Raw genomic sequence first — 24,831 nt, forward strand, 5'->3', positions numbered from 1 at the left:
CCGGGACGGCTGTCAGGGCTTGCGCGGGGGCAGCGGGATGCGCTCGGTCTCGCCCGGCACGTGCGGGAACTGGTCGTCCTCCCAGCGCTGGGCGGCGGCTTCGATCGCCACCTTGCTGCTGGCCACGAAATTCCAGTAGATGAAGCGATGCCCGTCGGTCGGGTCGCCGCCCAGCAGCATCACGCGCGACGGCGCCGTGGCCGTCAGCGTCGCCGGCTGGCCCGGGGTGAGCACCACCATATGCTCGGCCGGCAGCGGCTCGCCGTCGAGCGCCACCGCGCCGTCGACAGGATAGATGCCGCGCTCGGCATGGTCGGCCGGGATCTCCACGCTGGCGCCCGCGTCCAGCTCGATCGCCACGTACAGCGTGCGGCTGAAGACCTTGACCGGCGAGGTCTCGCCGAAGGCATCGCCGGCGATCACCACCATGCACACGCCGGGCCGCTCGATGCGCGGCAGCGTGGCGGCGGGATGGTGGAAGAACGACGGCTCGGCGCCCTCATGCTCCTGCGGCAGCGCCAGCCAGGTCTGGATGCCATGCAGGCGGGCACCGTCGGGGCGCACATGCTCTGGCGAGCGCTCCGAGTGCACGATGCCGTGGCCGGCGGTCATCCAGTTGACGTCGCCCGGGCGGATCGCCTGGTCACTGCCAAGGCTGTCGCGGTGGATGATCTCGCCTTCGAACAGGTAGGTGACGGTAGCCAGCCCGATATGCGGATGCGGGCGCACATCCGCGCCCTGGCCGGGCGGCAGCTGCACCGGGCCCATATGGTCGAAGAAGATAAACGGCCCGACGGTCTGGGTCGCCGCGGCCGGCAGCAGCCGGCGCACGGTGAAATCGCCCAGGTCGCGCACATGCGGCTTGAGCAAGTGTTCGATAGCAGACATAACTCCTCCGGTGGAATGAGAGAGGCTCGCAAGCATGCCAGCGCGCCGTCGCTTGGTCGAGTGTAGCCGCTGGTGCAACAAATCATTCCAGCAGCAGGCAGAACCCGCGTGCCCCGCGCCGCTCTAATATCCATTACGCCGTACCGTAGGTATCGTTCCCGGCGCTCGATGTGACGAATAGCTATGCCATTAGCAAAGGTCATCGACGGGAACTATCACGGCCATCGGGACTCCAATTAGCACTCAGCCGGCCAGAGTGCTAAGATGCGTTGCAGTGCCGCCGACCATTCCCAAGAGGAGGCGCGGCGCACCGGCAACTGAAGCGCCGGATGCGAAAGGAGCCATTGCGTGAACGCAGTCTTGTCTGCTGATCAAACCCCGACGAACAACCGTCTGCCGACGGCGCCCCGGAACCCGGGCAGCTTTGCGCTGACCTTCCCGGCGACCGTAGGCAACCTCGACAGCTATATCCAGGCTGTGCACCGGATTCCGCTGTTGACCGCGGAGGAAGAGCAACGCCTGGCGCGCGACCTGCGCGACCACGATTCCGTTGATGCGGCCCGCCGCTTGGTGATGTCCCACCTGCGCCTGGTGGTGTCGATCGCCCGCCAGTACCTGGGCTACGGCCTGCCCCACGCCGACCTGATCCAGGAAGGCAATATCGGCCTGATGAAGGCCGTGAAGCGCTTCGACCCCGAACAGGGCGTGCGCCTGGTGTCGTACGCGATGCACTGGATCAAGGCCGAGATCCACGAGTACGTGCTGAAGAACTGGCGCATGGTCAAGGTGGCCACCACCAAGGCCCAGCGCAAGCTGTTCTTCAACCTGCGCAGCCACAAGCAGGGCCCGCACACGTTCACGCCGGAGCAGGTCGAGGCCGTGGCGCGCGAGCTGAACGTGAAGCCCGAAGAAGTGATGGAGATGGAAACCCGCCTGTCGGGCGGCGACCTCGCGCTGGAAGGCCAGGTCGACGACGGCGAAGAGGAATTCGCCCCCATCGCCTATCTGGCCGACAACCACAACGAGCCCACCCGCGTGATGGAAGCCAAGCGCCACGACCGCATGCAGGTCGAGGGGCTGGAAGAAGCGCTGGGCAAGCTGGACGAGCGCAGCCGCCGCATCATCGAGGCGCGCTGGCTCAATGTCGAGGACGACGGCTCGGGCGGCGCCACGCTGCATGAGCTGGCCGACGAGTTCGGCGTGTCGGCCGAGCGCATCCGCCAGATCGAAACCGCGGCGATGAAGAAGATGAAGGGCGCGCTGCAGGCCTTCGCCTGATCCGCTCCCAGCCATGCAAAAGGCCGGTCCACTGGACCGGCCTTTTTGTTGCCCGCGAGGGAGTGAGTGCGACGTTATGCCGCACCCCTTCCCTCTGATTTACGTCACGACAGCAGCTGTTTCAGGTCGTGGGCGATGGGCTCCGGCCCCTGGCCATGGCGGATGAACAGCCGAAGCTTGCCCTCCGGATCGAAGACATAGCTGCCGGCGGAGTGATCCACCGTGTAGTTGTTGGGCGAGCTGCCAGGCACCTTGGCGTAGAAGACCTTGAAGTCCTTGGTCACCTTCTGCAGCGCGGCCTCGTCGGCCGGGCGCAGCCCCACGAAGCGCGCGTCGAAGGCGGGCACGTACTGGGCCAGCAGCGCCTGCGTGTCGCGCTCCGGGTCGACCGTGACGAACAGCACCTGCACGCGGTCGGCGTCCGGGCCCAGTTGTTCCATCACGGCCTTCAGTTCGGCCATGGTGGTGGGACAGACGTCCGGGCAGTGGGTGTAGCCGAAGAACATCAACACCGCCTTGCCCTTGTAGTCGGCCAGGGTGCGCACCTTGCCGGTGTGGTCGGTCAGCGAGAAGTCCTTGCCGAAATCAGCGGCGCCGCTGATATCGACATTGCGGAACGAGGCCTTCTGCTGCCCGCAGGCGGCAACGGCCAGCGCAAGCACGGCCAGCAGGGCAAAGCGGCGGAAGGCGGCGAACAGGCCGGAGGCGGGGCTTAGGCGGGGCATGCGGAGGAAACCGGTCAGCGGTGGAGGGATACAGCACGCAGTATCGCCGATCGTGCTGCTGCGCCGTGCCGGCCGCGACAAGATGCCGCAGCCGGCACGGCCCGGTGGCGCAGGTCAGACCTGCGGCACGAACTTGAAGTAGTGATCGACCAGCAGCGCGGCGAACAGCAGCGACAGGTACAGGATCGAGAAACGGAAAGTGCGCTGCGCCAGTTCGTCGGAATAGTTGCGGTACATCTTCCAGGCGTAGGCCAGGAAGCCGGCGCCCAGCGCCAGCGCGGCGGCCAGGTAGATGTAGCCGCTCATGCCGTAGACAAAGGGCAGCAGCGTCGCCGCGATCATGATCAGCGTGTACAGCAGGATATGCAGCAGCGTGTAGCGCTCGCCGTGCGTGACCGGCAGCATTGGCAGGCCGGACTTGGCGTAGTCGGCGCGGCGGTACAGTGCCAGCGCCCAGAAGTGCGGCGGAGTCCAGGTGAAGATGATCAGCACCAGGAACCAGGCCTCGGCCGGCACCTCGCCCGCCACGGCGGCCCAGCCCAGCGCCGGCGGCATCGCCCCGGACAGCCCGCCGATAACGATGTTCTGCGGCGTGGCCGGCTTGAGCAGGATGGTGTAGACCACCGCGTAGCCCAGGAAGGTGGCAAAGGTCAGCCACATCGTCAGGTCGTTGGCGTAGACGTGCAGCAGCCACATGCCGGCGCCGCCCAGGATGGCGGAGAACACCAGGGTCTGCGGCGTGGTGATCTCGCCGGTGGCCGACGGCCGCCACGCGGTGCGGCGCATCAGCGCATCGATCTTCTGCTCGACCAGGCAATTGATGGCAAAGGCCGCGCCGGCCAGCAGCCAGATGCCGGCGGCGCCACCGATCAGCACGCGCCACGGCACCATGCCGGGCGTGGCCAGGAACATGCCGATGATGGCGCAGAAGACGGCCAGCTGCGTCACGCGCGGCTTGGTCAGGGCGGCATACTGCCGGGCAAGGTGCCGCATTCGGCTCAATTTGCCCAGGGAATGGGGGTGTGTAGCGGTAACCACGGAAGGGGTCTTGTCTTTCATGTGGCGCGGGCGGCGTTCGGCGCGGCAGCGGGGGTGCCGGCGGCCCGCACCGTAAGCCCAGCGAGCCCCGTATTGTAGTGGAGGCGGACCAGCAGCAGCAGGAGCACCGCCGCGCCGCCGTTGTGCGCGACCGCGGCCACCAGCGGCCAGTCGAACACGATATTGGACATCCCGGTCGCCAGCTGCAGCACCAGCGCGGCCAGCAGCCAGCCGGCGGCGCGCTCCAGCCCTTCCAGCCGGCGCGCGCGCAGGCCGAACCACGCCAGGTAGCCCAGCACGACAAAGGCAAAGCCGCGGTGCACCCAGTGGATCGCCACCAGCGCGGCGTGCGGGATGTAGTCGCCATCAGCGGTCATGCCCAGCTGGCGCCACAGCGTGAAGCCGTGGCGGAAGTCCATTTCCGGCACCAGCTGGCCGTTGCACAGCGGGAAGTCGGTACAGGCGAGCACCGCGTAGTTGGTACTGACCCAGCCCCCCAGGAAGATCTGGATCACCAGAAGCAGCAGGCCGATGCGCACCGGCCAGCGCAGTTGCGCCGCCTGCGGCGCGACCGGGTGCGGCGGATCGTTGCGCGAGCCCAGCTGGATCAGCACCGCCAGCAGGGCCATGCCCAGCATCAGGTGCGTGACCACGATGACGGGCTGCAGCTTCAGGGTCACGGTAAAGGCGCCGAACGCTCCCTGCACGCACACCAGCAGCAGCACCCCGGTAGCGAACCACGGCGACTGCTTCAGCTCGCGCCGCCTGACCCACGCCAGCACCATCAGCGTGATGATCAGCACGCCCACCGCCATGGCGAAATAGCGGTGGATCATCTCGATCCACGCCTTGGCCAGCGTCACCGGGCCGCTGGGCAGCGCGGTCTCGGCCGCGCGGATCGGCTCCATCGCGGCGTGCGGATTGGAATGCCCGTAGCAGCCGGGCCAGTCAGGGCAGCCCAGGCCGGAGTCGGTCAGCCGCGTGAAGCTGCCGAACATGATCAGGTCCAGTGTCAGGAACGCCGTGATCCAGGCGAGCTTGCGGTACTTGTTGCGGTCCCCTTTCACCAGCACGTAGGACAGCGGGAACAGCGCGATCAGGATGCCGATAATGGCCAGTTGCAGCAGCATGCCGTCCCCTTCACCCGATGCGCGAGACCTTGAGCAGCTTCTTCAGGTCGCCGCTCAGCTTCTTGGGGTCCGGGTCCTGCGGGAAACGCATCATCAGGTTGCCCAGCGGGTCGACCAGGTACAGCGTGTCCTCGGCGCGCTTGCCCGGCTCGGCCGGCAGCCACTGCTGCGCGGCCTGGCGGTCGATGCGCAGGAAGCGCACGCCGGCGTAGGGCTCGTTGTAGGCCGCGGTGAGGCGCTCGTCGATCTTGCCGTCGTCGGTCACCAGCCACACCGGCACGATGCGCTCGCGGTCCTGCCCCTGCCCGGCGCGGATCTGGCGGATAGTGAAGAGCTTCTTCGCGCAGGCCTCGTCGCAGGCGGACGGATCGGCGCTCACCAGCAGCCACTTGCCGCGGAACTGTTCCAGCGGCACAGCCTGGCCCCGCTCGTCGGCGACACGCACCGGCGGCATCGGCCGCTGCGGTTCGACCAGCGCACCATAGTTGGTGGCGCCGCCGCGCGGCTTGATCACGTAGTAGGTGAAGTAGGAGGCGATCACCGGCGAGGCGCACACCAGCAGCAGCATCAGCATCTGCAGGCGGCCGCGGTGCGTGCGCGCGTCGATGCGGGGGTCCTGCGGCGAGGCCGCGGTGGCCGGAGCGGAGTCTTGCTGTGCCATGGGGTAAGTCTGTCCTTTGTCTTCGGCGAGCGCATGCGCCCGTTCGGGGCGCATGCGGTCATGTCATTCGATTACGGTGCCGCCAGCCGCCGCGCGCGGCGCCAGCCCAGCACGATCACCAGCACCACCGTCAGCGCGGCCAGCCCGAACCATTGGAAGGCATAGCCATAGTGCCGCTCGGCGCCCAGGTCGGCCGGGGCCCAGTCGCGCGCCAGGCCATCGCCGGTATCGCTGCGCTGCTCGAGCACCAGCGGATGCAGCGCCAGGCCCGATTCGGCGGCATAGGCGGCGATATCCACGTTCTGGCGGATCTTGCTGCCGGCGGCGTCGTTGCCCAGGCTATAGACCCGCGGCACGGCCGCCAGTGCCGTGCCTTCGATGGTCACCTCTGCGTCGGGCGTCGGGAACGGCGCAATCCGGGTGCGGTCCTGGGCATCGCGCGGCAGCCAGCCGCGCAGCACCAGCACCGCCTGGATGGCGCCCGGGGCACCTGCCGGCCCGGCCGGGGAGGCTGAAATCCGCAGCGGCGTCAGCACCAGGAAGCCGGCGCGGCTGTCTCCGGGCTGAGTGCCATTGCCGTGGGGGCGATTATCCAGCAATACGGTGCGGGCCGTGTCGAAGCGCCCGGTCACGCGGACCGTGCGGTCGGTCACGACTTGTGACAGCGGCACCGTGCCCAGCACCACCGGCGGCTGCGCCGACAGCGCCTGCAGCCGCGCGGCCCGGGCTTCCTTCTCGTGCGCGCGGTTGAGCTGCCAGTTGCCGAGCGCGCAGGTCACGGCGATCACCACAAGCGCGGCGGCCAGCGGCAGCGGGCTGAAGAAGCGGCGCAAGCTCATCGTCCCGCCGGCACTGCGAACATCGGCCCGATGCGATAATGGCTTTTTCCGCCGCTCTTTCCGCCAACCCGCCCCGCCATGCGCATTGTCATCATCATTGCCTTCATCCTGATCATCGCCAGCCTGGCCTCGGCCCTGTTCTTCATGATGCGCGACCGCGGCAAGACGCCCAACATGATGCGCTCGCTGATGCTGCGCGTGGGCTTCTCGGTGGCGCTGTTCCTGTTCATCCTGTTCTCGAACTGGATGGGCTGGATCCACAGCACGGGCATCCGCATGGCGCCCTGAGTCCCTGGTCGCTCCGGGCTCGCAAAAGACAAACGCCGCAGGCTGGACAACCGCTGCGGCGTTTCTCTTTTGCGTTGGCGCCGGCGGCCCGGGTCAGTCCCCTGGGCCCGCCGGCGGGTACGGCAGCCGGCTTTACAGCCAGTACACCACGACGTAGAGGAACAGCCACACCACGTCAACGAAGTGCCAGTACCAGGCGGCGCCTTCGAACGCAAAGTGATGATCGGGCGTGAAGTGGCCCTTCAGCACGCGGATCAGCACCACGGTCAGCATGATCGCGCCCATGGTCACGTGGAAGCCGTGGAAGCCGGTCAGCAGGAAGAAGGTGGAGCCGTAGATGCCCGAGGTCAGCTTCAGGTTCAGTTCCGAGTAGGCGTGCATGTACTCGTACGCCTGGAAGCACATGAAGATGGCGCCCAGCAGGATGGTCAGCACCAGACCCTGGATCAGCTGGCTGCGCTTGCCGGCCAGCAGCGCGTGGTGCGCCCAGGTCAGCGTCAGGCCGGACATCAGCAGCAGCGCGGTGTTGATGGTCGGGATCGGCCACGGCCCCATGGTCTGGAAGGTATCCACCACGCCGGCCGGGCCGTTGTTGGGCCACACGGCGGCAAAGTCGGGCCACAGGATCTTGTTGTTCAGGTCGCCCAGCCACGGCATGGCGATGGTACGGGCATAGAACAGCGCGCCGAAGAAGGCCGCGAAGAACATCACCTCGGAAAAGATGAACCAGCCCATCGACCAGCGGAACGACAGGTCGATGTTCTTGCCGTACTGGCCCCCTTCCGATTCGCCGATGGCGTCGCCGAACCAGCTCTTGAGCACAAACAGGAACCACAGCAGGCCAAAGCCGCACAGGTACGGCGCCCAGCTTTGTCCGTTCACCCAGCCGGCTGCGCCGGCGCCGGTCATCAGCAGGCCGAAGGCTGCCGTGATCGGGTGACGCGACGGGCCCGGTACGAAGTAGTACGGAGCGTTTGCGCGGTTCGCACTCATTCTTTTATCTCCAGCTCAGAGTCTTTGATTCAGTAATCGTTGTCCCCGCATTGGCACTGCAGGCCACCCGCCTCCTCTGGGCCGGCCCCGCCGCTGCGGTTGCTTTGTTCTGCGACTGCTTTTGTTTTCTGCCCTTCCTGCCCTGCTACGCTGCCGCGTGGCTTACCACCATGCGCACGATCACCACCAGGATCGCGATGAAGGCGGCAGCTGCGATCACCCCGGCGATCACCACGTGCACCGGGTTCAGCCGCGCCATGTCGCGCTCGTGCTCCGCGCCCTTGCGCAGGCCGATGAACGACCACAGCACCGCGCGCATGGTCTGCGCAAACGACATCTTGCGCCTGACCGCGTCCTTCATCTCATCCATCGCCCGTCCTCCGCATCGCCGGCCTGTGCCGGCGGCCCGCTTCAGATGCCCTTGCCCACCGGCGCCGGCGCCAGCTGGCCTTCAGGCGCCTGCGCCACCGGCGCGCCCACCTCGAAGAAGGTGTACGACAGCGTAATGCTCTTTACATCCTTGGGCAGCGCGGGATCGATCACGAACACCACCGGCATCTCGCGCGCCTCTTTCGCCTTGAGCGTCTGCTGCTTGAAGCAGAAGCACTCCAGCTTCTTGAAAAACTCGGTCGCCTGCTTGGGCGCGTAGCTCGGGATGGCCTGCGCGGAGATATCGCGCGACTGTCCGTTGGCCACCTCGTAGACGATTGTCGTCATCTCGCCCGGGTGCACTTCCATGCTGTTCTTCACCGGCCGGAAGGCGAATGGCCCGCGCGCGTTCGAGTCGAACTCCACCGTAATGGTGCGGCTCTTGTCGACCTGCGTGTTCTTGACCGAGCCGCCGTACAGGTCCCGCGTCGTCACCACGTTCAGGCCGGTGATGTCGCAGATCTTCTTGTACAGCGGCACCAGCGCGTAGCCGAAGCCGAACATCAGCGTCACGATCACGATCAGCCGCAGCATCATGCCGCGGTTGAAACGCTGCTCGGCTTCCCGGCTTGCCTGGTCCTGCTGGTCGACGTTCATCTCACTACCCTGCAGCTTCAGCCAAGAAACACCATCTTGGCGAAGAACCCCAAAAAGAAAACCACCACGATGGAAAACAGGATCAGACCAAGGCGCCGGTTGGCGGCCTTATGGTCCGGTCGGGATGGGTTTTTGTCTGGAGCCTGCGTCATTGCTGCTACTGCCTTCATCTGCCGGTTCAGGAGGCGGACCGGCGGTCCGCCTCCTGAACCTTGTTGCGTGGCGCGCCGCTTAACGGACTTGCGGCGGCACTTCAAAGGTGTGGAACGGCGCCGGCGACGGCACGGTCCACTCCAGGCCCTCGGCGCCATCCCAGGGCTTGTCCGCGGCCTTCTCGCCACCGCGGTACGACGGCAGCACCACGAAGAAGAAGAAATACACCTGCATCAGGCCGAAGCCCAGCGCGCCGATCGACGCGATCGCGTTGAAGTCCGCGAACTGGGTCGGGTAGTCGGCATAGCGGCGCGGCATGCCGGCCAGGCCCAGGAAGTGCATCGGGAAGAAGGTCACGTTGAAGAAGATCAGCGAACCCCAGAAGTGGATCTGGCCGCGGGTCTCGTTGTACATGAAACCGCTCCACTTCGGACCCCAGTAGTAGAAGCCCGCGAACAGCGCGAACAGCGAGCCGGCCACCAGCACATAGTGGAAGTGCGCCACGATGAAGTAGGTGTCCTGCAGCTGGATGTCGATCGGGGCCACGGCCGGCATCAGGCCGGTGAAGCCGCCGATGGTGAACACGAAGATAAAGCCGATCGCGAACAGCATCGGGGTCTCGAAGGTCATCGAGCCGCGCCACATGGTGGCGATCCAGTTGAAGATCTTCACGGCGGTGGGCACCGCGATCAGCATGGTCGCGTACATGAAGAACAACTGGCCGGTCACCGGCATGCCGGTCGTGAACATGTGGTGGGCCCACACGATGAACGACAGGATGGCGATCGAGGCGGTGGCGTACACCATCGAGCTGTAGCCGAACAGGCGCTTGCGCGCGAACGCCGGCACCACGTGCGAGACGATCCCGAACGCCGGCAGGATCATGATGTAGACCTCGGGGTGGCCGAAGAACCAGAAGATATGCTGGTACATCACCGGGTCGCCGCCGCCGGCGGCGGAGAAGAAGCTCGTGCCGAAGTGGCGGTCGGTCAGCACCATGGTGATGGCGCCGGCCAGCACGGGCATCACGGCGATCAGCAGGTAGGCGGTGATCAGCCAGGTCCAGCAGAACATCGGCATCTTCATCAGCGTCATGCCCGGGGCACGCATGTTGAGGATGGTCACGATGATGTTGATCGAGCCCATGATCGACGACGCGCCCATGATGTGCATGGCGAAAATGGCCATGTCCATGCCCGGGCCCATCTGCACCGACAGCGGCGCGTACAGAGTCCAGCCGGCGGCGGTGGCGCCGCCCGGGGCGAAGAACGAACCGGCCAGCAGCAGCGCGGCCGGCGGCATCAGCCAGAAGCTGAAGTTGTTCATGCGCGCGAACGCCATGTCGGATGCGCCGATCTGCAGCGGGATCATCCAGTTCGCGAAGCCGACAAAGGCCGGCATGATCGCGCCGAACACCATCACCAGGCCGTGCATGGTGGTGAACTGGTTGAACAGTTCGGGGCGGAAGAACTGCAGGCCCGGCTCGAACAGCTCCAGGCGGATCAGCAGCGCCAGCACGCCGCCCGACAGCAGCATGGTGAACGAGAACAGCAGGTACAGCGTACCGATGTCCTTGTGGTTGGTGGCAAACAGCCAGCGGCGCCAGCCATGCGGATGATCGTGGGCGTGATCATCATGCGCGTGGTCGTGCGGATGGGCGATCGCGTCCGGGGTAGCAGTACTCATCGCAAATGCTCCTCTAATCCTGTTCTTTCTTCAGCGAGTCAGCCTGCGGCGCGGTTGCCCGCGAGGCTGGCCTGCTTGTCCGCTGCCTGATCGGCGGGCTTGGCTTGCGCCTTCGGTGCGGCATCGCCGCCGGCGCCGCTGCCTTCCGGGAACTTGCCTGCGCGTGCGCCGACAAAATCGCTCGGCTGGATCACTTCGCCGGTCTTGTTGCTCCAGGCATTGCGGGTGTAAGTCATGACTGCCGCGAGTTCCGTGTCGGACAGCTGCTTCCAGATCGGCATGGCGTTCTTGCCTTCCAGCAGGATGTGCATCTGGCCGGCCTTCGGGCCGTTCACGATCTTGGAGCCGTCCAGCGCCGGGAACGCGCCGCCGCCCTTGCCGTTGGGCTGGTGGCAGACCGCGCAGTTGGCGGCGTAGACCTTCTCGCCGCGGACCTTCATTTCGTCCAGGGTCCAGGTCTTGTTGGGATCGTCGGCCTTGGCCGCCAGCTCCTTCTTCTTGCCGTCGACCCACTTGGTGTAGTCGGCGTCGGAAACCACGCGCACCACGATCGGCATGAAGGCGTGTTCCTTGCCGCACAGCTCGGCGCACTGGCCGCGGTACACGCCGATCTTCTCGGCCTTGAACCAGGTGTCGCGCACGAAGCCCGGGATCGCATCCTGCTTGACGCCGAAGGCCGGAATCATCCAGGCGTGGATCACGTCGTTGGCAGTGGTGACGATGCGGATCTTCTTGTTGACGGGCACCACCAGTTCGTTGTCCACCTCCATCAGGTAGGTGTTCGACTTGGGCTGCTCGTTGTTGATCTGCTCGCGCGGCGTGGTCAGGGTCGACACGAAGGAAATGCCTTCGCCTTCGCCCTTCAGGTAGTCATAGCCCCACTTCCACTGGTAGCCGGTGGCCTTGATGGTGAGGTCAGAGTTGGTGGTGTCCTTCATGGCCACCACGGTCTTGGTGGCCGGCAGTGCCATGGCGATCACGATGATGAACGGGACGATGGTCCAGATCACTTCGACCGTGATGCTTTCGTGGAAGGCAGCAGGCTTGGCACCCTTGGCCTTGCGGTGCTTGAAGATGGAATAGAACATCACGCCGAACACCGCGACGAAGATCACGGTGCACATGATCAGCATCATCCAGTTCAGCCAGTGAATCTGTTCGGCGATCTTGGTGACCGGCTCGGTCAGGTTGAGCTGGCGCACGGCGGGGCCGCCCGGCATGTCGCTGACCGCGGACGCCGCCTGGCTGGCAAGCAGGGACGCCCCGGCCAGACAAACTGCGGATGCCTTCTTCCACATTTTCATTTGTTATCTACCCAATTTACAGATTCAAATCTGTCCCCGCCGCCGCTCCCGCCGCCTCTCAGAGGCAGCGCAAGGCCGCTGCGAGCTCCTGCGCGAACTTGCGTCGCCGGTACGGGTCCACGTAACACCCCACCTGTACCGCACGCACGCCCGAGCGCAGCGTCACCAGCGCGCGGAACGATTCACCCAGTTCGATCCGCACCCAGTACGGATTGAATTCCTGGCGCGTCACCCGTCCGGCGCTGGCTGTCTCCACGACCAGCGTGCCGTCGGTGATGCTGACGCGCTCATAGTCTGTCGCATGGCGCGCATACACAAGCAGGGCGATCCCCAGCCCGATCAGCTCGATGCTGGCAAACGGCAGCACGAGCCACGACCCTTGCCACGCGAAAAACAACGCGATGGCAAGCGAAACCGTGAGGATCGAGAGGTAAAACCAGCCGACCTGGCGTGGACTCAGCGAGCAATTCCGCTTCATCAGCCAGTCGTGGGGCGAGGAGGGAGGTCCGTCGAGATTTCCGCCGGAGTCACCACCTGCCGTCTGGAATGCGATACCCAAGTCTTGCATCGCCAACCACTCTGCATCGGATGCACACCCGGGACGATGGCGTCCGGACCGCACAGTGCGTGCAAACCAGGACGTTCTTGTGCCAGGGGACCACTGCGACAAACTGGCGCATTATAGGGCGCTTCCCATACACGGACAAGGGCGCGCCTTGACCGCAAGGCTTGCGCGCCGCTCGATTCTGTGCATTGGCAAGAGCCCGGCCATCGCCCTGCCCGCCGCGCCGACGCTATGTTTGCGGCAATCCCGCACCGGCGCAAGTTAACTCTGTTTTAACTTGCGCGACGCGGTCTTGCACGGCCAATCTGGTCCAGCGGCACCACCGCGCGGCCCTGGTCGTCGACGGCCTGGCCGCCACGCGGGGCCAGCTTCCATGCGTGGCCGTAGACGATCTCGAAGGTCAGCGGGATCACGCCGTCGGGGTTGCGCCGCCGCTCCAGCGCCCGGGTCAGCGCCTGGTACCAGCCGCGGCCGCGCAGGCCCTGCGGCAGCGCCCCGGCCGGCCCGCGCAGGCCGCCGAAGGCCTGCACCTCGCGCAGCAGCGTGGCGGGCGACTCGTAGGTCACGGTCACTGTCTCCATGTCCATCACCGGGGTGGACCAGCCGCTGTGCACCAGCATGTCGCCGATGTCGTGCATGTCGACAAAGCGCAACGTATGGGGCAGATCGTCGACCTCGGCAAAGGCCGCGCGCAGCTCCTTCAGGGTATCCGGGCCGAACAGCGAGAACAGCACCAGCCCTTCGTCGCGCGCCACGCGGTGCCACTCCGGGAACACGCGGTGCGGCTCCGGATGCCAGTGCAGCGCCAGGTTGGACCACAGCAGGTCGAAGCTCGCGGGCGCAAAAGGCAGTGTGGCAAGATCGCCCTGGACCAGGTCGAACAGCGGCCGCTTGCCCAGCATGCGGCCGATCCAGCCAGGCCGGCGCTGGGGGTCGCGCTGGCCGGCCTCGGCCAGCATCGCGCCGGAGATGTCCAGGCCGGCGATCTGCGCATCCGGAAAACGGGCGCGCAGCCCGGCCAGGCCCTGGCCGTGGCCGCAGCCGATATCCAGCGCGCGCTGCGGCGCCAGCCGGATCACTTCCATGCGCTCCTGCATGCGGCGGCCGATCTCGCCCAGCAGGAACTCCAGCTGGCCGAAGCCACGGCTGCGCCGGTCGAAGGCGAGCCGGGTCAGGCGCGCGGGCGGCAGGAAGGCATCGGGAGAATCAGCGGCATGCAGGGACACGGGCAGACAGGGCAGCAAGAAAACCAGGAAGCGGCGCGGGGACAGATACGGGATCAGGCCCTGGCGCCGGACGAACGCGGCCGTCGCGCCCGATGGGCCGCGGCCGGACGGCAAGTATACGCGCGCGCCGCGCTGGCTGCCGGCGCCACCGGCCGTGCGCTGGCCGGCGCCCGCGAACTGCTGCTGCCAAGTGCCTGCGCACTGTGCGGGGCGGTGCAGCGGCAAGTGGTCTGCGCGGCCTGCGCCGCCGACGTGCTGCGCCCCGTGCGGCGCTGCCCCGCCTGCGCGCTGGCGCTGGGGCGCCACTTCCACTGCCCGGCCTGCGCCGCATCGCCCCCGGCCTTCGATCACGCCCACACGCTGGGCGACTACGCTTCGCCGCAGGACCAGCTGGTGCTGGCGCTCAAGTTCGGCCACGCCCTGCCGCTGGCGGGCTGGCTCGCGGCCAGGCTGGCCGCCGGACTACCAGCGGCCTGGGCCCAGGCCCGGCAGGCTGCGCCGGACCTGCTCGCGCCGATCCCACTGTCGCCTCAACGGCTGGCCGCGCGCGGCTTCAACCAGGCCTGGGAAATCGCGCGGCCGCTGGCGCGCCGCCTGGGCCTGCGCGCCGACCCCGTGCTGCTGCAGCGCCAGCGCGACACCGGCAGCCAGCGCGCGCTGGACCTGGCCGCCCGGCAGGTGAATCTGCGCGGCGCCTTCAGGCTGACCCGCGCCGCGCGGCCGGACGGCCTGCACGTGGCGCTGGTCGACGATGTGATGACCTCCGGCGCGACCCTGCACGAGGCCGCCGGCGTGCTCAAGGCGCATGGCGCGGCAAGGGTCAGCGTGATCGTCGCGCTGCGCACGCCCTAGCGCTCAGATGACAGGGGATGGTGCGCGCGGTAAGCTGCGCACCGTTCTGTCGAAGGGCGCAGCGCGCCCGCCATCCCTCCGCATCATGTTCAACGTCGTCCTGGTCGAACCGGAAATCCCGCCCAACACCGGCAATGTGATCCGCCTGTGCGCGAACACCGGCGCGCAACTGCATCTGGTCAAACCCCTGGGTTTTCCGCTGGAAGACGCGCGCATGCGCCGTGCGGGACTGGATTACCACGAATACGCCACCATGCGCGTGCATGAAAGCTGGGACGCCCTGATGACCAGCGAACAGCCCGACCCGACGCGCATGTTCGCGCTGACCACGCGCGGGTCGACGCCGTTCGGCCAGGTGGCGTTCCGGCCCGGCGACTGGTTCGTGTTCGGGTCCGAGACGCGTGGACTGTCGCCGGAACGGCGCGAGTGGTTCCCGCCCGCGCAGCGCATCCGGCTGCCGATGCGCCCCGACAACCGCAGCCTGAACCTGTCGAACACAGTCGCCGTGGTGGTGTTCGAGGCGTGGCGCCAGAACGGGTTCGAAGGCGGCAGCTAAGAACCCATCTCGGGCCTACTCCGGCTGCACGCCGGCCGCGCGGATCACCTTGTCCCAGCGCGCCTTCTCGCTCACCATGGTCTGGCGCAGCGAGGCCGGCGCAGTGCCGGCCGGCACGAAATACTGCGCACGCATCTTGTCGCGCACGTCGGCGCTGCCGATGATCGCCACCAGTTCGCGGTAGAGCCGGTCGATCACCGCCTGCGGCGTACCCGCCGGCGCCAGCACCGCCTGCCAGGAAATCGCCTCGAAGCCCGGATAGCCGGACTCCGCCACCGTCGGCACCGTCGGCAGCACGGCGGTGCGCCCCGTGGTGGTCACGGCCAGCATGCGCAGCTTGCCCGCGCTGACCTGCGGCATCGCAATCGCCGGCACCATGAAGCCCGCCTGCACCTGCCCGCCCACCATCGCCGTGGTGATCTGCGGGAAGCCGGGGTACGGCACGTGCTGCAGGTCGATGCCCGCCGCCGCCTTGAGCTGCTCCATCGCCAGGTGCGAGGCGCTGCCGTTGCCGGGCGAACCATAGTTCAGTTCCCCCGGCTTCGAGCGTGCCAGCGCGACGAACTCGCGCAGGTTGTGCACCGGCAGGCGCGCATCCACCACCAGCACATTGGGCGAGGTGGCCACCAGCGTGACCGGCGCCAGCTGGCGGAACGGGTCGTAGTTCAGGTTGCGCGACAGCGTCGGCGCGGTCACCAGCGGGCCGTTGATGGTGAACAGCAGCGTATAGCCGTCGGGCGCGGCGCGCGCCACCATGCCGGTGCCGACATTGCCGCCGGCCCCCGGGCGGTTTTCCACCACCACCGGCTGGCCCAGCGCGGTAGCCAGCTTTTCGGTCACGATGCGCGCGATCAGGTCGGGCGAAGAGCCCGGCGGAAACGGCACCACCATGCGGATCGGCCGCGCGGGCCAGGGTTGGGCGAAAACGCTGCCGGAAGTCCCGGCGGCGCAGGCGGCAGCCAGCGCGATCAGCGCTTGTCGTCGTGTGGGCATGCGGTGCAGTGGATCAGGAAGGTAGGTACGCGGGCGGTCATTCGTCGCGTGCGTCGCGCTGCAGCAGGTGCGCCACTGCATCGGCGGCGCTCAGCCCGTCGAACAGCACGGCGCAGACCGCGCGGGCGATCGGCATCTCAACACCGTGCGTGGCGGCCAGCTCGGCCACCGCCTGGGCGCAGCGCACACCTTCGGCAACATGCCCCAGCCCGGCCAGGATCTGTTCCAGGCTCTGCCCCGCCGCGAGCTGCTGGCCGACCTTGCGGTTGCGCGACAGGTCGCCGGTGGCGGTCAGGATCAGGTCGCCCACGCCGGCCAGGCCCATGAAGGTCTCGACCCGGCCGCCCAGCGCCAGTCCGAGGCGCGTCATCTCGGCCAGCCCGCGCGTCACCAGCGCGGCGCGCGCGTTCAGGCCCAGGCCGAGCCCGTCGCTGGCGCCGGTGGCGATGGCCAGCACGTTCTTGACCGCCCCGCCGACCTCCACGCCAGTCAGGTCGTCGCTGCCGTAGACGCGCATTGCATGATGGTGGAACGCCGCCTGCGCGCGATCGGCCAGCGACGGCTCATTGCCCGCCACCGTCAGCGCGCACGGCAGCCCCAGCGCCACCTCGCGCGCGAAGCTGGGGCCGGTCAGCACGCCGTAGGCGAAGCCCTCGGTGCGCCCGGCGGCGTCCAGTTCGGCCCGCACCATCTGGTGCGGCAGCAGGTGGGTGCCGGATTCGAAGCCCTTGCACAGCCACAGCATCGACACCGGCCTGGCGCTGCGCGTGGCCAGCCGGCGCGTCATCTCGCGCAGGCCCGCCACCGGCGTGGCCACCACCACGATGCCGTCGGGGTCGTCGGCGGCATGCGCCACGGCCAGTTCGAAATCCGCCTGCACCGCCAGCCGCCCGGACAGCGTCACGCCGGGCAGGTAGGCGGCGTTCTCACGCGTGGCCGCGATCGCCGCGAGCTGCGCGGGATCGCGTCCCCACAGCACCACGTCGTTGGTGGCCGCGGCATGGCTGGCGAGGGCGGTGCCCCAGGCACCGGCACCGAGGAAGGTCAGTTTCATGGCAGCTCGAACAGAAGATGGCGCAGAGGTTGACGCCACCCATGGTAGTCCAAAGTCAAAACGGGGCCGCAGCCCCGTTTCGATGATGGTTCAGGACGCCGGAATCAGTGGCGGGCCTGGCTGCCGTCGGGCATCAGGATGCCGCTGCTGCCGCCTTCGGCGCCCTGGGCTTCTTCCATGGCGGCCTGCAGGCGTTGCTCGTACAGCGCCTGGAAGTTGATTTCCGACAGGTGGATGGCCTGGAAGCCGGCGCGCGTGATCACGTCAGCGATATTGCCGCGCAGGTACGGGTACAGGATGGTCGGGCAGGCGATGCCCAGCAGCGGGTCCAGCTGCTCCACCGGCACGTTGCGGATATCGAAGATGCCGGCCTGATGCGCTTCCACCAGGAAGGCAACCTTGTCCTGCACCTTGGTCGTCACGGTGCCCGTCACCACCACTTCGAAGATCCCTTCCTGCAACTGCGAAGCGCCGACGTTGACCTGCACTTCCACCGACGGGGCTTCCGATTCCAGGAAGATGCCGGGCGAATTGGGCTGCTCCAGCGACATGTCTTTCAGGTAGACGCGCTGGATATTGAAGAAAGGTTGATCGTCCTGCTGGGTGTTTTGCTGGTCGCTCATGAAAGGCTTCCGGGAGGATGGGCGTTGGGCGTCGCGGCCGCAGTCCCTGCAAGGCGCAAGACTGGCCGGTGCCCGGTTCGAAAACGCATATGGTACATGACGCGGGTGGTGAATTCACCCGCGCCGGGGGTGCGCCGGAGCCAGCCCGGCCCGAAATCAGACGATTCCCAGCAAAGGCCGGCGCAAGCGCAAGGTCCGCAAGTGGCTCAGGCGGCCAGCAGCGGCACCAGGCCTCCCTGGCGGTCCAGCGCCGAGAGGTCGTCGAAGCCGCCCACATGGGTCTCGTCGATGTAGATCTGCGGCACGGTGCGGCGCCCGGTGCGGCTCATCATCTCTTCGCGCTTGCCGGGTTCGCGGTCGATCAGGATCTTCTCGATCGCTTCCACGCCCTTGGACTTGAGCAGGCGTTCTGCCATCAGGCAATACGGGCACACCACGGTGCTGTACATGACGACACGGGCCATGCGGGTTCTCCTTGAATGCAATGCGCGCGCGGCCGGCATGTGCGGGCCGCGCGCGCTGTGACGGATACGGCAGCGCTGCCGGTGCTTACTTCACCAGCGGCAGGCCTGCCTGCTGCCAGGCGGCGATGCCGCCCTCGAGCGCGTAGATCTCACTGTAACCGGCTTCTTTCAACGCTGCCTGGGCCTTGCCCGAGCGCTGGCCGTTCTGGCATACCACGATGATTGGGGCAGCCTTGTCCTTTGCAAGGCCGGCCGCGCGCGCGGGCAGGTCGGCCAGCGGCGCGCTCTTGGCTTGCGGCAGGTGACCCTTGGCATACTCGGCGGGCTCGCGGATGTCGACCACGACCGCGCCGCGCTTGTTGATCAGCTGGGTCGCGGCGGCCGTATTGACGGACTTGCCGCGGGTGCTGCGCGAGATCGCGGGCCAGGCCAGCAGGCCGCCCGAGACCACGGCAAGGGCGATCAGAGCGAGGTTGTTGTAGTCGGCGAAGAAATTCACGTTGGCATTCCGGTAGGTTGGGTCGGCGGCATTATAAAATACGCGGTTTGGCGTCCAGGCCCTGCTGTTGCATGGCCAACCGCCATTGTCGCCTGTCTGAGACATGAGATGTCCACAAGGAGCCCCTCGGCCCCCTCCAGGTGACGGCGCGGACGCATGCAGGTTACCTACTCTCTGGAAGCAGCAGCATGTACAAGCTCGTCCTCATCCGCCACGGCGAATCCACGTGGAACCTTGAAAACCGCTTTACCGGCTGGGTCGACGTCGACCTGACCGAAACCGGCGCCGACCAGGCGCGCCAGGCCGGCAAGCTGCTCAAGGAGGCCGGCCTGGGCTTCGACGTGGCGTACACATCGGTGCTCAAGCGCGCCATCCGCACGCTGTGGCACGTGCAGGATGAAATGGACCTGATGTGGATCCCGGTGCGCAACGAATGGCGCCTGAACGAGCGCCACTACGGCGCCCTGGCCGGCCTGAACAAGGCCGAGACCGCCGCCAGGTTCGGCGACGAGCAGGTGCTGGTGTGGCGCCGCAGCTACGACACGCCGCCGCCGGCACTGGAGCCGACCGATCCGCGTGCCTCGTACGACGATCCGCGCTACGCCAATGTGCCGCGCAACGAGATCCCGCTGACCGAGTGCCTGAAGGACACGGTGGCCCGCGTGATGCCACTGTGGAACGAATCCATCGCCCCCGACATCCAATCCGGCAAGCGCGTGGTCATTGCCGCCCATGGCAACAGCATCCGCGCGCTGGTGAAATACCTGGACCAGATTTCGGATGACGATATCGTCGGACTCAATATCCCCAACGGCACCCCGCTCGTCTATGAGCTGGATGCCGAGCTGCGCCCCCTGCGCCACTACTATCTGGGCGACCAGGACGCCATCGCCGCCTCGCTGGCGGCCGTGGCCAGCCAGGGCAAGGCACGCTGAAGCCCGCCGGGGCGGCCGGGGTGGCCGCCCGCAGATGTGCGGCCGCCCACCCTGAGCCGGGACGGGACAGACCCGTTTGACCACTCGCACTTATACTGTCGGACAAACCGCCCGGCGCCGGGCGGCCGCAGCCGGCATAATCCCCATACCGTACACCAGTACTTCCAGTACACGTTCAGGCAGCCCTCATGCGCAAGACGCTCAAGAACATCAGCCTAGTTTCTGTCGGCCTCGTCGCCGGCGTGCTCGCCACGCTGCAGATTTCAGCGACTGCCCAGAATTCATCGGGGCCCCTGCCGCTGGACCAGCTGCGGCTGATGGCCGATATCTTCGGGCAGATCAAGCGCGAGTACGTGGAGCCAGTCGATGACAAGAAGCTGCTGACCGAAGCCATCAAGGGCATGGTCGCCAGCCTCGACCCGCACTCGGCCTACCTCGACGAGAAGGACTTCAAGGAGCTGCAGGAAGGCACGCGCGGGCGCTTTGCCGGCCTGGGCATCGAGATCTCGCAGGAAGAAGGCCTGGTGAAGGTGATCAACCCGATCGAGGACACCCCCGCCTTCCGCGCCGGCATCCAGCCGGGCGACCTGATCACCCGCATCGACGACAAGCCCGTGCGCGGCCTGCCGCTGGAGCAGGCGGTCAAGCGCATGCGCGGCGAGCCCGGCACCAAGGTCACGCTGACCATCTACCGCAAGAGCGAGGAACGCACCTTCCCGGTCTCGATCACGCGCGCCGAGATCCGCGTGCAGTCGGTCAAGGCCAAGATGCTGGACAACAATATCGGCTGGGTGCGCCTGACCAGCTTCCAGGAACGCACCGTCTCCGACCTGGCCCGCAAGCTGGCCGAGCTGGCGCAAAAGAGCCCCAACATGAAGGGCCTGGTGCTGGACCTGCGCAACAACGGCGGCGGCGTGCTGCAGGGCGCGGTCGGCGTGGCCGCGGCGTTCCTGCCGGAAGACGCAACCGTGGTGTCCACCAACGGCCAGGTGCCCGATGCCAAGCGCGTCTACAAGGCGTCGTTCAGCAACTACCGCCTGTCGTCGCTGGAAGACGATCCGCTCAAGGACCTGCCCGCGCTCTACAAGAAGATCCCGATGGTGGTGCTGACCAACGCCTACTCGGCCTCGGCCTCCGAGATCGTGGCCGGCGCGCTGCAGGACCACCACCGCGCGCAGCTCATGGGCAAGACCACCTTTGGCAAGGGCTCGGTGCAGACCGTGCGCCCGCTGACCAACGACACCGGCATCAAGCTGACCATCGCGTACTACTACACTCCGAGCGGCAAGTCGATCCAGGCCAAGGGCATCCGCCCGGATATCCCAGTCGACCAGAACCCCGACGGCGATCCTGACGACGCGCTGATCACGCGCGAGATCGACACCGAGCGCCACCTGCACAACAAGCAGGAATCGGAAGAGCCGGAAATGACCGAGCGCGAACAGCGCCGCGTGGAAGAACTGCGCCGCCTGGAAGAAGATAACGCGAAGAAGACGCCGGAAGAGCGCGAGAAGGACCGCCGCAAGAAGCCGGTGGAGTTCGGCTCGGCCGACGACTTCATGCTGCAGCAGGCCATCGCCCAGCTCAACGGGCAGCCGATCAAGCGCTCCAAGTCGAAGCTCGAAACCAACCCGCCGGCCGACAACGGCAAGGCGGCCAAGCCGTCGGCCAAGAGCGGCGCCAAGGGCGCCAGCGCACCGGCAGCCAAGCCGGCCGCACCGGCCCCCGCCAAGCAGCCGCCGGCCAGCGCGCCGATCGGCGAGCCGCTGGGCACGCCGACGGGCAAGGCACCCTGAAGCCAGGGCCGGCGCCACACCAGAAGCGGCCCTGCGGGGCCGCTTTTTTCATGCCCGCCCGCGCGGCATGGGAAAGCAAGTTGGAGCACAATGCCAGGCGTGACCTGCCCGGCCCTGCCGCCCTCACCGGAACACGAAGCGCCGCACCAGCCCTGCGCCAGCCATCATGAACGACGACCAGAACGACGGCCTGAATGACGGCCTCAACGACGAACAACTGCTGCGCTACTCGCGCCACATCCTGCTCGACGAGCTCGGCATCGAGGGCCAGCGGCGCCTGCTCGCGGGCCATGCGCTGGTGATCGGCGCCGGCGGCCTGGGCGCGGCCGCCCTGCCCTTCCTGGCCTCGGCCGGCGTGGGCCGCATCACCGTGGTCGATAACGATGAGGTCGACCTGACCAACCTGCAGCGCCAGATCATCCACACCACCGCCAATGTGGGCCGGCCCAAGGTGGATTCGGCGCGCGAAGGCATGCTGCGCATCAACCCGGGGCTGGAGATCGTCACGGTGCCCGCGCGCGTGGGCGATGCGGAGCTTGACCACCTCGTCGCCACGGCCGACGTGGTGCTAGATTGCTGCGACAACTTCGCCACGCGCCAGGCGGTCAACCGCGCCTGCGTGCGCCACAAGGTGCCTCTGGTCTCGGGTGCGGCGCTGCGCTTCGATGGCCAGATCAGCGTGTTCGACCGGCGCCAGCCGGACGCGCCCTGCTACGCCTGCCTGTTTCCGCCGGCCGAACCCGCGCCCGAAGTGGCCTGCGCCACCATGGGCGTGTTCGCGCCGCTGGTCGGCATGGTCGGCACGGTGCAGGCGGCCGAGGCGCTCAAGCTGCTCGCCGGCGTCGGCGACAGCCTGGCGGGCCGGCTGCTGATGGTCAATGCGCTGTCGATGGAATGGACCACGATGCGGCTGGCGCGCACACCGGATTGCCCGGTCTGCGGCAGCCACTAGCCCTGCGCCGAGTGCGCCCGCAGCCAGTCGGTGACGGCGGCACGGTCGCCGCGGAAGACGATGCGCGCCTCGCGCTGCTCGCGCTGGAAGGCGTACATCGGATCGTAGTACTCGCGCAGCAGCACCTCGATCCAGCCTCGATGCAGTTCCACCTCGCCCTGTTCCGCCTGCTGCGCCAGCGCCTGGTCCAGCAGCGCTGACAGCTTGCCGTAGCGGGCGCCGCCCAGGCGCGGCGAGATACCTGCCATCGCCTCGCGCAGGCGCGTGGCATAGGCTTCGAAGCCTTCCGCACTGCCCTTCTCGGCAATGAACTCCGCCGCCAACCCCTGCACGTAGTCGCGCAGCACGCGCTCTACGCGTTGCTCGAACGACGCTTCCAGCCATACCAGCGGGCTGGCCTGCATGCGCTGCGTCAGCGCCTGCGGCACATCGCGGCTGCCAATGAAGCGGCCCTCATCCTCCACCACCAGCGCACGCCAGCCTGCGTCAATATGCCGCAGCATATCGATGGCCAGCGCGTTCTCGAAGCCGATCTGCGGCGGCTGCGCCTGCGCGCGCCGGCCGAAGGCCGAGCCGCGGTGCCGCGCATGGCCTTCCAGGTCGATCGCGGCGGGCACGTCGGCCAGCACATCGGTCTTGCCGGTGCCGGTCAGGCCGCCGAGCACGAACCACTGCTGCTGTGCCGCCGCCGTATCGATGGTCTCGATCAGGAAACCGCGCATGGCCTTGTAGCCGCCGGTCACGCGCGGGTAGTCGACACCGGCCGCATGCAGCCACTGCTGCACCAGCTGCGAGCGCAGCCCGCCGCGGAAGCAATACAGGTAGCCGTCCGGATGCGCGCGCGCAAACTCAGCCCAGGCGGCGATCCGCGCCGCCTTGCGCAGCCCCGATACCAGCTGGTGGCCCAGTTCAATCGCCGCCTGCTGGCCCTTCTGCGCGTAGCACAGGCCCACCTCGTGGCGCTCGACATCATCCATCAGCGGCAGGTTGACTGCGCCGGGGAACGCCCCGCGCGCGAATTCCAGCGGCGCGCGCACGTCCAGCATGGCCACGCCGCTGAGGAACACGGTGCGAAAGTCGGCGGTGTCAGGGCGCATCACTGGATTTCTACCGCCAGCGCCGCGCGCGCCACCATCTCGCCGATAGGGACCAGCGCCAGCCCGAGCCGCTGGCATTCAGCCAGGAACGCGGCTTCGCCGGCTGGCTCGACCGCCACCAGCAGGCCACCGCTGGTCTGCGGGTCGCACAGCAGGGCGCGCTGCCCGTCGGTGAGCGGCGCGATGCGGTGCCCGTAGCTGTCGAAGTTGCGCTGGGTGCCGCCCGGCACGCAGCCCTGGCCGATATAGTCGACCACATCGTCCAGCACCGGCACCGCCGCATAGTCGAGGCGCGCGGTCAGGCCACTGCCGTCGGCCATCTCCACCAGGTGGCCAAGCAGGCCGAAGCCGGTGACATCGGTCATCGCGCGCACGCCGGGCAGCCGCCCGAAGGCGCTGCCGGGGCGGTTCAGCACACACATCCAGTCGCGCGCCAGGTGGCGGTTATCGGCGCGCAGCAGTCCCTTCTTTTCCGCCGTGGTCAGCACGCCGATGCCCAGCGGCTTGGTCAGGTACAGCTGGCAGCCGGGCGTGGCGGTGTCATTGCGCTTCATGTGCGCGCGCTCGACCAGGCCGGTCACCGCCAGGCCGAAGATCGGCTCGGGCGCGTCGATCGAATGCCCGCCCGCCAGCGGAATGCCGGCATCGTCGCAGGCGCGGCGCCCGCCGGCCACCACCTCGCGCGCCACCTCGGGCGGCAGCACGTTGACCGGCCAGCCCAGGATGGCGATGGCCATCAGCGGATCGCCGCCCATCGCATAGATGTCGCTGATGGCATTGGTGGCGGCGATGCGCCCGAAGTCGAACGGATCGTCGACGATGGGCATGAAGAAGTCGGTGGTGGACACTACCCCGCGCTCGCCGTCCGCACCGTCCAGCGCATACACCGCGGCATCGTCGCGCGAGGCATTGCCGACCCACAGGCGCGGGTCCAGATGCTGTGCGCCGCTGCCGGCCAGGATCACGTCGAGCACTTTCGGGGAAATCTTGCAGCCGCAGCCAGCACCGTGGCTGTACTGCGTCAGGCGGATGGGACCGGTCATGTCGTGGGGCTCCGCGCGGCGCGCTGGCGGGTCAGGAGCCTTTGCCCCGTCAGCGACGCCTGGATGAAGACAGGAATTGGAATGAGAAGGGTTACTGCAAATCGACAAACGTTGTGGCAGCGCAGGATAGCGCCGCGCGCTGGGGCGGGCCGCCCGTAAAGAGCGGC

At 67.5% G+C, this 24,831-nt stretch carries 28 protein-coding genes; 7 read left to right on the forward strand and 21 right to left on the reverse strand.

The window, feature by feature from the left end:
• Positions 1-12: 12 nt before the first annotated feature.
• Complete coding sequence (locus tag DN412_RS04570) at positions 13-888, reverse strand: pirin family protein (protein ID WP_115013413.1); 876 nt, start codon at positions 886-888, stop codon at positions 13-15.
• Positions 889-1,236: 348 nt separating this feature from the next.
• On the opposite strand from DN412_RS04570, the gene rpoH reads away from it, so the two are divergent.
• Positions 1,237-2,166: an RNA polymerase sigma factor RpoH gene (gene rpoH / locus DN412_RS04575; protein ID WP_115013414.1), complete on the forward strand. Its 930-nt coding sequence runs from the start codon at positions 1,237-1,239 to the stop codon at positions 2,164-2,166.
• A 104-nt stretch (positions 2,167-2,270) separates the two neighbouring features.
• On the opposite strand, the gene DN412_RS04580 is transcribed toward rpoH, so the two are convergent.
• The 5 genes from DN412_RS04580 to DN412_RS04600 all read right to left on the reverse strand — a co-directional run bounded on the left by DN412_RS04580 (position 2,271) and on the right by DN412_RS04600 (position 6,559).
• Positions 2,271-2,891, reverse strand: a complete 621-nt coding sequence (locus DN412_RS04580) for an SCO family protein (RefSeq protein WP_115013415.1) — start codon at positions 2,889-2,891, stop codon at positions 2,271-2,273.
• Positions 2,892-3,005: 114 nt separating this feature from the next.
• Positions 3,006-3,950 carry a heme o synthase gene (gene cyoE, locus DN412_RS04585; RefSeq protein ID WP_078195162.1) on the reverse strand — a complete coding sequence of 315 codons (945 nt, stop codon included), beginning with the start codon at positions 3,948-3,950 and terminating at the stop codon, positions 3,006-3,008.
• Positions 3,947-5,059: a COX15/CtaA family protein gene (locus DN412_RS04590; protein WP_078195161.1), complete on the reverse strand. Its 1,113-nt coding sequence runs from the start codon at positions 5,057-5,059 to the stop codon at positions 3,947-3,949. The genes cyoE and DN412_RS04590 overlap by 4 nt, the downstream gene beginning before the upstream one ends.
• A 10-nt stretch (positions 5,060-5,069) precedes the next feature.
• Positions 5,070-5,720: an SCO family protein gene (locus DN412_RS04595; protein ID WP_078198444.1), complete on the reverse strand. Its 651-nt coding sequence runs from the start codon at positions 5,718-5,720 to the stop codon at positions 5,070-5,072.
• A gap of 71 nt (positions 5,721-5,791) precedes the next feature.
• Complete coding sequence (locus tag DN412_RS04600; protein ID WP_115013416.1) at positions 5,792-6,559, reverse strand: SURF1 family protein; 768 nt, start codon at positions 6,557-6,559, stop codon at positions 5,792-5,794.
• Between the two features lie 78 nt (positions 6,560-6,637).
• On the opposite strand from DN412_RS04600, the gene DN412_RS04605 reads away from it, so the two are divergent.
• On the forward strand, positions 6,638-6,847 hold the full coding sequence (locus DN412_RS04605) for a twin transmembrane helix small protein (protein WP_078195159.1): 210 nt from the start codon (positions 6,638-6,640) through the stop codon (positions 6,845-6,847).
• A gap of 132 nt (positions 6,848-6,979) precedes the next feature.
• Here the strand turns inward: DN412_RS04605 and DN412_RS04610 are convergent, their stop codons facing one another.
• The 8 genes from DN412_RS04610 to DN412_RS04640 all read right to left on the reverse strand — a co-directional run bounded on the left by DN412_RS04610 (position 6,980) and on the right by DN412_RS04640 (position 13,800).
• A complete protein-coding gene (locus DN412_RS04610) occupies positions 6,980-7,840 on the reverse strand; it encodes a cytochrome c oxidase subunit 3 (protein WP_115013417.1) in 861 nt (286 codons plus the stop codon).
• Between the two features lie 145 nt (positions 7,841-7,985).
• Entirely contained in the window at positions 7,986-8,210 is a 225-nt protein-coding gene (locus tag DN412_RS04615) for a DUF2970 domain-containing protein (RefSeq protein WP_115013418.1), read from the reverse strand.
• Positions 8,211-8,251: 41 nt separating this feature from the next.
• A complete protein-coding gene (locus DN412_RS04620) occupies positions 8,252-8,866 on the reverse strand; it encodes a cytochrome c oxidase assembly protein (protein WP_115013419.1) in 615 nt (204 codons plus the stop codon).
• A gap of 17 nt (positions 8,867-8,883) precedes the next feature.
• Complete coding sequence (locus DN412_RS43350) at positions 8,884-9,036, reverse strand: cytochrome oxidase small assembly protein (RefSeq protein ID WP_161563978.1); 153 nt, start codon at positions 9,034-9,036, stop codon at positions 8,884-8,886.
• 61 nt (positions 9,037-9,097) lie between these two features.
• Positions 9,098-10,705 (reverse strand): cytochrome c oxidase subunit I, encoded by a 1,608-nt coding sequence (ctaD, locus tag DN412_RS04625; protein WP_078195155.1) that lies wholly within the window; start codon positions 10,703-10,705, stop codon positions 9,098-9,100.
• Between the two features lie 38 nt (positions 10,706-10,743).
• The gene (coxB, locus tag DN412_RS04630; protein ID WP_115013420.1) at positions 10,744-12,009 is read right to left on the reverse strand and encodes a cytochrome c oxidase subunit II; all 1,266 of its coding nucleotides are present in this window, start codon (positions 12,007-12,009) and stop codon (positions 10,744-10,746) included.
• Between the two features lie 58 nt (positions 12,010-12,067).
• Positions 12,068-12,577 carry a DUF2244 domain-containing protein gene (locus DN412_RS04635; protein ID WP_115013421.1) on the reverse strand — a complete coding sequence of 170 codons (510 nt, stop codon included), beginning with the start codon at positions 12,575-12,577 and terminating at the stop codon, positions 12,068-12,070.
• Positions 12,578-12,846: 269 nt separating this feature from the next.
• The gene (locus DN412_RS04640) at positions 12,847-13,800 is read right to left on the reverse strand and encodes a methyltransferase domain-containing protein (RefSeq protein WP_208647563.1); all 954 of its coding nucleotides are present in this window, start codon (positions 13,798-13,800) and stop codon (positions 12,847-12,849) included.
• Here DN412_RS04640 and DN412_RS04645 point away from each other — a divergent pair.
• Both DN412_RS04645 and trmL read left to right on the forward strand, forming a co-directional pair.
• Positions 13,789-14,652 (forward strand): ComF family protein, encoded by an 864-nt coding sequence (locus DN412_RS04645; protein WP_244222558.1) that lies wholly within the window; start codon positions 13,789-13,791, stop codon positions 14,650-14,652. The two genes, DN412_RS04640 and DN412_RS04645, sit on opposite strands and share 12 nt — an antisense overlap.
• An 85-nt stretch (positions 14,653-14,737) precedes the next feature.
• The gene (gene trmL / locus DN412_RS04650; protein ID WP_115013423.1) at positions 14,738-15,208 is read left to right on the forward strand and encodes a tRNA (uridine(34)/cytosine(34)/5-carboxymethylaminomethyluridine(34)-2'-O)-methyltransferase TrmL; all 471 of its coding nucleotides are present in this window, start codon (positions 14,738-14,740) and stop codon (positions 15,206-15,208) included.
• Between the two features lie 15 nt (positions 15,209-15,223).
• Here the strand turns inward: trmL and DN412_RS04655 are convergent, their stop codons facing one another.
• The 5 genes from DN412_RS04655 to DN412_RS04675 form a co-directional block, all read right to left on the reverse strand.
• Positions 15,224-16,201 (reverse strand): Bug family tripartite tricarboxylate transporter substrate binding protein, encoded by a 978-nt coding sequence (locus tag DN412_RS04655; RefSeq protein WP_115013469.1) that lies wholly within the window; start codon positions 16,199-16,201, stop codon positions 15,224-15,226.
• Positions 16,202-16,238: 37 nt separating this feature from the next.
• A complete protein-coding gene (locus DN412_RS04660; protein ID WP_115013424.1) occupies positions 16,239-17,255 on the reverse strand; it encodes an NAD(P)H-dependent glycerol-3-phosphate dehydrogenase in 1,017 nt (338 codons plus the stop codon).
• A gap of 104 nt (positions 17,256-17,359) precedes the next feature.
• Positions 17,360-17,878 (reverse strand): protein-export chaperone SecB, encoded by a 519-nt coding sequence (gene secB, locus DN412_RS04665; RefSeq protein WP_115013425.1) that lies wholly within the window; start codon positions 17,876-17,878, stop codon positions 17,360-17,362.
• A 206-nt stretch (positions 17,879-18,084) separates the two neighbouring features.
• Positions 18,085-18,342 (reverse strand): glutaredoxin 3, encoded by a 258-nt coding sequence (gene grxC / locus DN412_RS04670; protein WP_078195150.1) that lies wholly within the window; start codon positions 18,340-18,342, stop codon positions 18,085-18,087.
• An 85-nt stretch (positions 18,343-18,427) separates the two neighbouring features.
• Positions 18,428-18,841, reverse strand: coding sequence for a rhodanese-like domain-containing protein (locus DN412_RS04675; protein WP_078195149.1), 414 nt, complete (start codon positions 18,839-18,841; stop codon positions 18,428-18,430).
• A gap of 188 nt (positions 18,842-19,029) precedes the next feature.
• Here DN412_RS04675 and gpmA point away from each other — a divergent pair, with 188 nt between their 5' ends.
• The 3 genes from gpmA (at position 19,030) to DN412_RS04690 (ending at position 22,524) form a co-directional block, all read left to right on the forward strand.
• Positions 19,030-19,776, forward strand: coding sequence for a 2,3-diphosphoglycerate-dependent phosphoglycerate mutase (gpmA, locus tag DN412_RS04680; protein ID WP_078195148.1), 747 nt, complete (start codon positions 19,030-19,032; stop codon positions 19,774-19,776).
• A gap of 188 nt (positions 19,777-19,964) precedes the next feature.
• Positions 19,965-21,572 (forward strand): S41 family peptidase, encoded by a 1,608-nt coding sequence (locus tag DN412_RS04685; RefSeq protein WP_115013426.1) that lies wholly within the window; start codon positions 19,965-19,967, stop codon positions 21,570-21,572.
• A gap of 166 nt (positions 21,573-21,738) precedes the next feature.
• Positions 21,739-22,524, forward strand: a complete 786-nt coding sequence (locus DN412_RS04690; RefSeq protein ID WP_115013427.1) for a HesA/MoeB/ThiF family protein — start codon at positions 21,739-21,741, stop codon at positions 22,522-22,524.
• Here DN412_RS04690 and mnmH read toward each other — a convergent pair.
• Positions 22,521-23,621, reverse strand: a complete 1,101-nt coding sequence (mnmH, locus tag DN412_RS04695; protein ID WP_115013428.1) for a tRNA 2-selenouridine(34) synthase MnmH — start codon at positions 23,619-23,621, stop codon at positions 22,521-22,523. The two genes, DN412_RS04690 and mnmH, sit on opposite strands and share 4 nt — an antisense overlap.
• Positions 23,621-24,664, reverse strand: a complete 1,044-nt coding sequence (selD, locus tag DN412_RS04700) for a selenide, water dikinase SelD (RefSeq protein WP_115013429.1) — start codon at positions 24,662-24,664, stop codon at positions 23,621-23,623. Before selD ends, mnmH begins: the two co-directional genes overlap by 1 nt.
• Positions 24,665-24,831: the final 167 nt, after the last annotated feature.

The sequence above is a fragment of the Cupriavidus lacunae genome (genome assembly GCF_003353055.1).
Taxonomy (GTDB): Bacteria; Pseudomonadota; Gammaproteobacteria; order Burkholderiales; family Burkholderiaceae; genus Cupriavidus; species Cupriavidus lacunae.

Coding starts and splice junctions, on each gene's coding strand:
- cyoE (WP_078195162.1), bottom strand. CDS start 3,950: ATGAAAGACAAGACCCCTTCCGTGGTTACCGCTACACACCCCCATTCC.
- DN412_RS04660 (WP_115013424.1), bottom strand. CDS start 17,255: ATGAAACTGACCTTCCTCGGTGCCGGTGCCTGGGGCACCGCCCTCGCC.
- DN412_RS04610 (WP_115013417.1), bottom strand. CDS start 7,840: ATGAGTGCGAACCGCGCAAACGCTCCGTACTACTTCGTACCGGGCCCG.
- coxB (WP_115013420.1), bottom strand. CDS start 12,009: ATGAAAATGTGGAAGAAGGCATCCGCAGTTTGTCTGGCCGGGGCGTCC.
- DN412_RS04635 (WP_115013421.1), bottom strand. CDS start 12,577: ATGCAAGACTTGGGTATCGCATTCCAGACGGCAGGTGGTGACTCCGGC.
- DN412_RS04570 (WP_115013413.1), bottom strand. CDS start 888: ATGTCTGCTATCGAACACTTGCTCAAGCCGCATGTGCGCGACCTGGGC.
- mnmH (WP_115013428.1), bottom strand. CDS start 23,621: ATGCGCCCTGACACCGCCGACTTTCGCACCGTGTTCCTCAGCGGCGTG.
- DN412_RS04620 (WP_115013419.1), bottom strand. CDS start 8,866: ATGAACGTCGACCAGCAGGACCAGGCAAGCCGGGAAGCCGAGCAGCGT.
- DN412_RS04645 (WP_244222558.1), top strand. CDS start 13,789: ATGCAGGGACACGGGCAGACAGGGCAGCAAGAAAACCAGGAAGCGGCG.
- gpmA (WP_078195148.1), top strand. CDS start 19,030: ATGTACAAGCTCGTCCTCATCCGCCACGGCGAATCCACGTGGAACCTT.
- secB (WP_115013425.1), bottom strand. CDS start 17,878: ATGAGCGACCAGCAAAACACCCAGCAGGACGATCAACCTTTCTTCAAT.
- DN412_RS04580 (WP_115013415.1), bottom strand. CDS start 2,891: ATGCCCCGCCTAAGCCCCGCCTCCGGCCTGTTCGCCGCCTTCCGCCGC.
- DN412_RS04595 (WP_078198444.1), bottom strand. CDS start 5,720: ATGGCACAGCAAGACTCCGCTCCGGCCACCGCGGCCTCGCCGCAGGAC.
- ctaD (WP_078195155.1), bottom strand. CDS start 10,705: ATGAGTACTGCTACCCCGGACGCGATCGCCCATCCGCACGACCACGCG.
- DN412_RS04655 (WP_115013469.1), bottom strand. CDS start 16,201: ATGCCCACACGACGACAAGCGCTGATCGCGCTGGCTGCCGCCTGCGCC.
- DN412_RS04615 (WP_115013418.1), bottom strand. CDS start 8,210: ATGGATGAGATGAAGGACGCGGTCAGGCGCAAGATGTCGTTTGCGCAG.
- DN412_RS04690 (WP_115013427.1), top strand. CDS start 21,739: ATGAACGACGACCAGAACGACGGCCTGAATGACGGCCTCAACGACGAA.
- DN412_RS04605 (WP_078195159.1), top strand. CDS start 6,638: ATGCGCATTGTCATCATCATTGCCTTCATCCTGATCATCGCCAGCCTG.
- selD (WP_115013429.1), bottom strand. CDS start 24,664: ATGACCGGTCCCATCCGCCTGACGCAGTACAGCCACGGTGCTGGCTGC.
- grxC (WP_078195150.1), bottom strand. CDS start 18,342: ATGGCCCGTGTCGTCATGTACAGCACCGTGGTGTGCCCGTATTGCCTG.
- DN412_RS43350 (WP_161563978.1), bottom strand. CDS start 9,036: ATGAAGGCAGTAGCAGCAATGACGCAGGCTCCAGACAAAAACCCATCC.
- DN412_RS04590 (WP_078195161.1), bottom strand. CDS start 5,059: ATGCTGCTGCAACTGGCCATTATCGGCATCCTGATCGCGCTGTTCCCG.
- DN412_RS04685 (WP_115013426.1), top strand. CDS start 19,965: ATGCGCAAGACGCTCAAGAACATCAGCCTAGTTTCTGTCGGCCTCGTC.
- trmL (WP_115013423.1), top strand. CDS start 14,738: ATGTTCAACGTCGTCCTGGTCGAACCGGAAATCCCGCCCAACACCGGC.
- DN412_RS04600 (WP_115013416.1), bottom strand. CDS start 6,559: ATGAGCTTGCGCCGCTTCTTCAGCCCGCTGCCGCTGGCCGCCGCGCTT.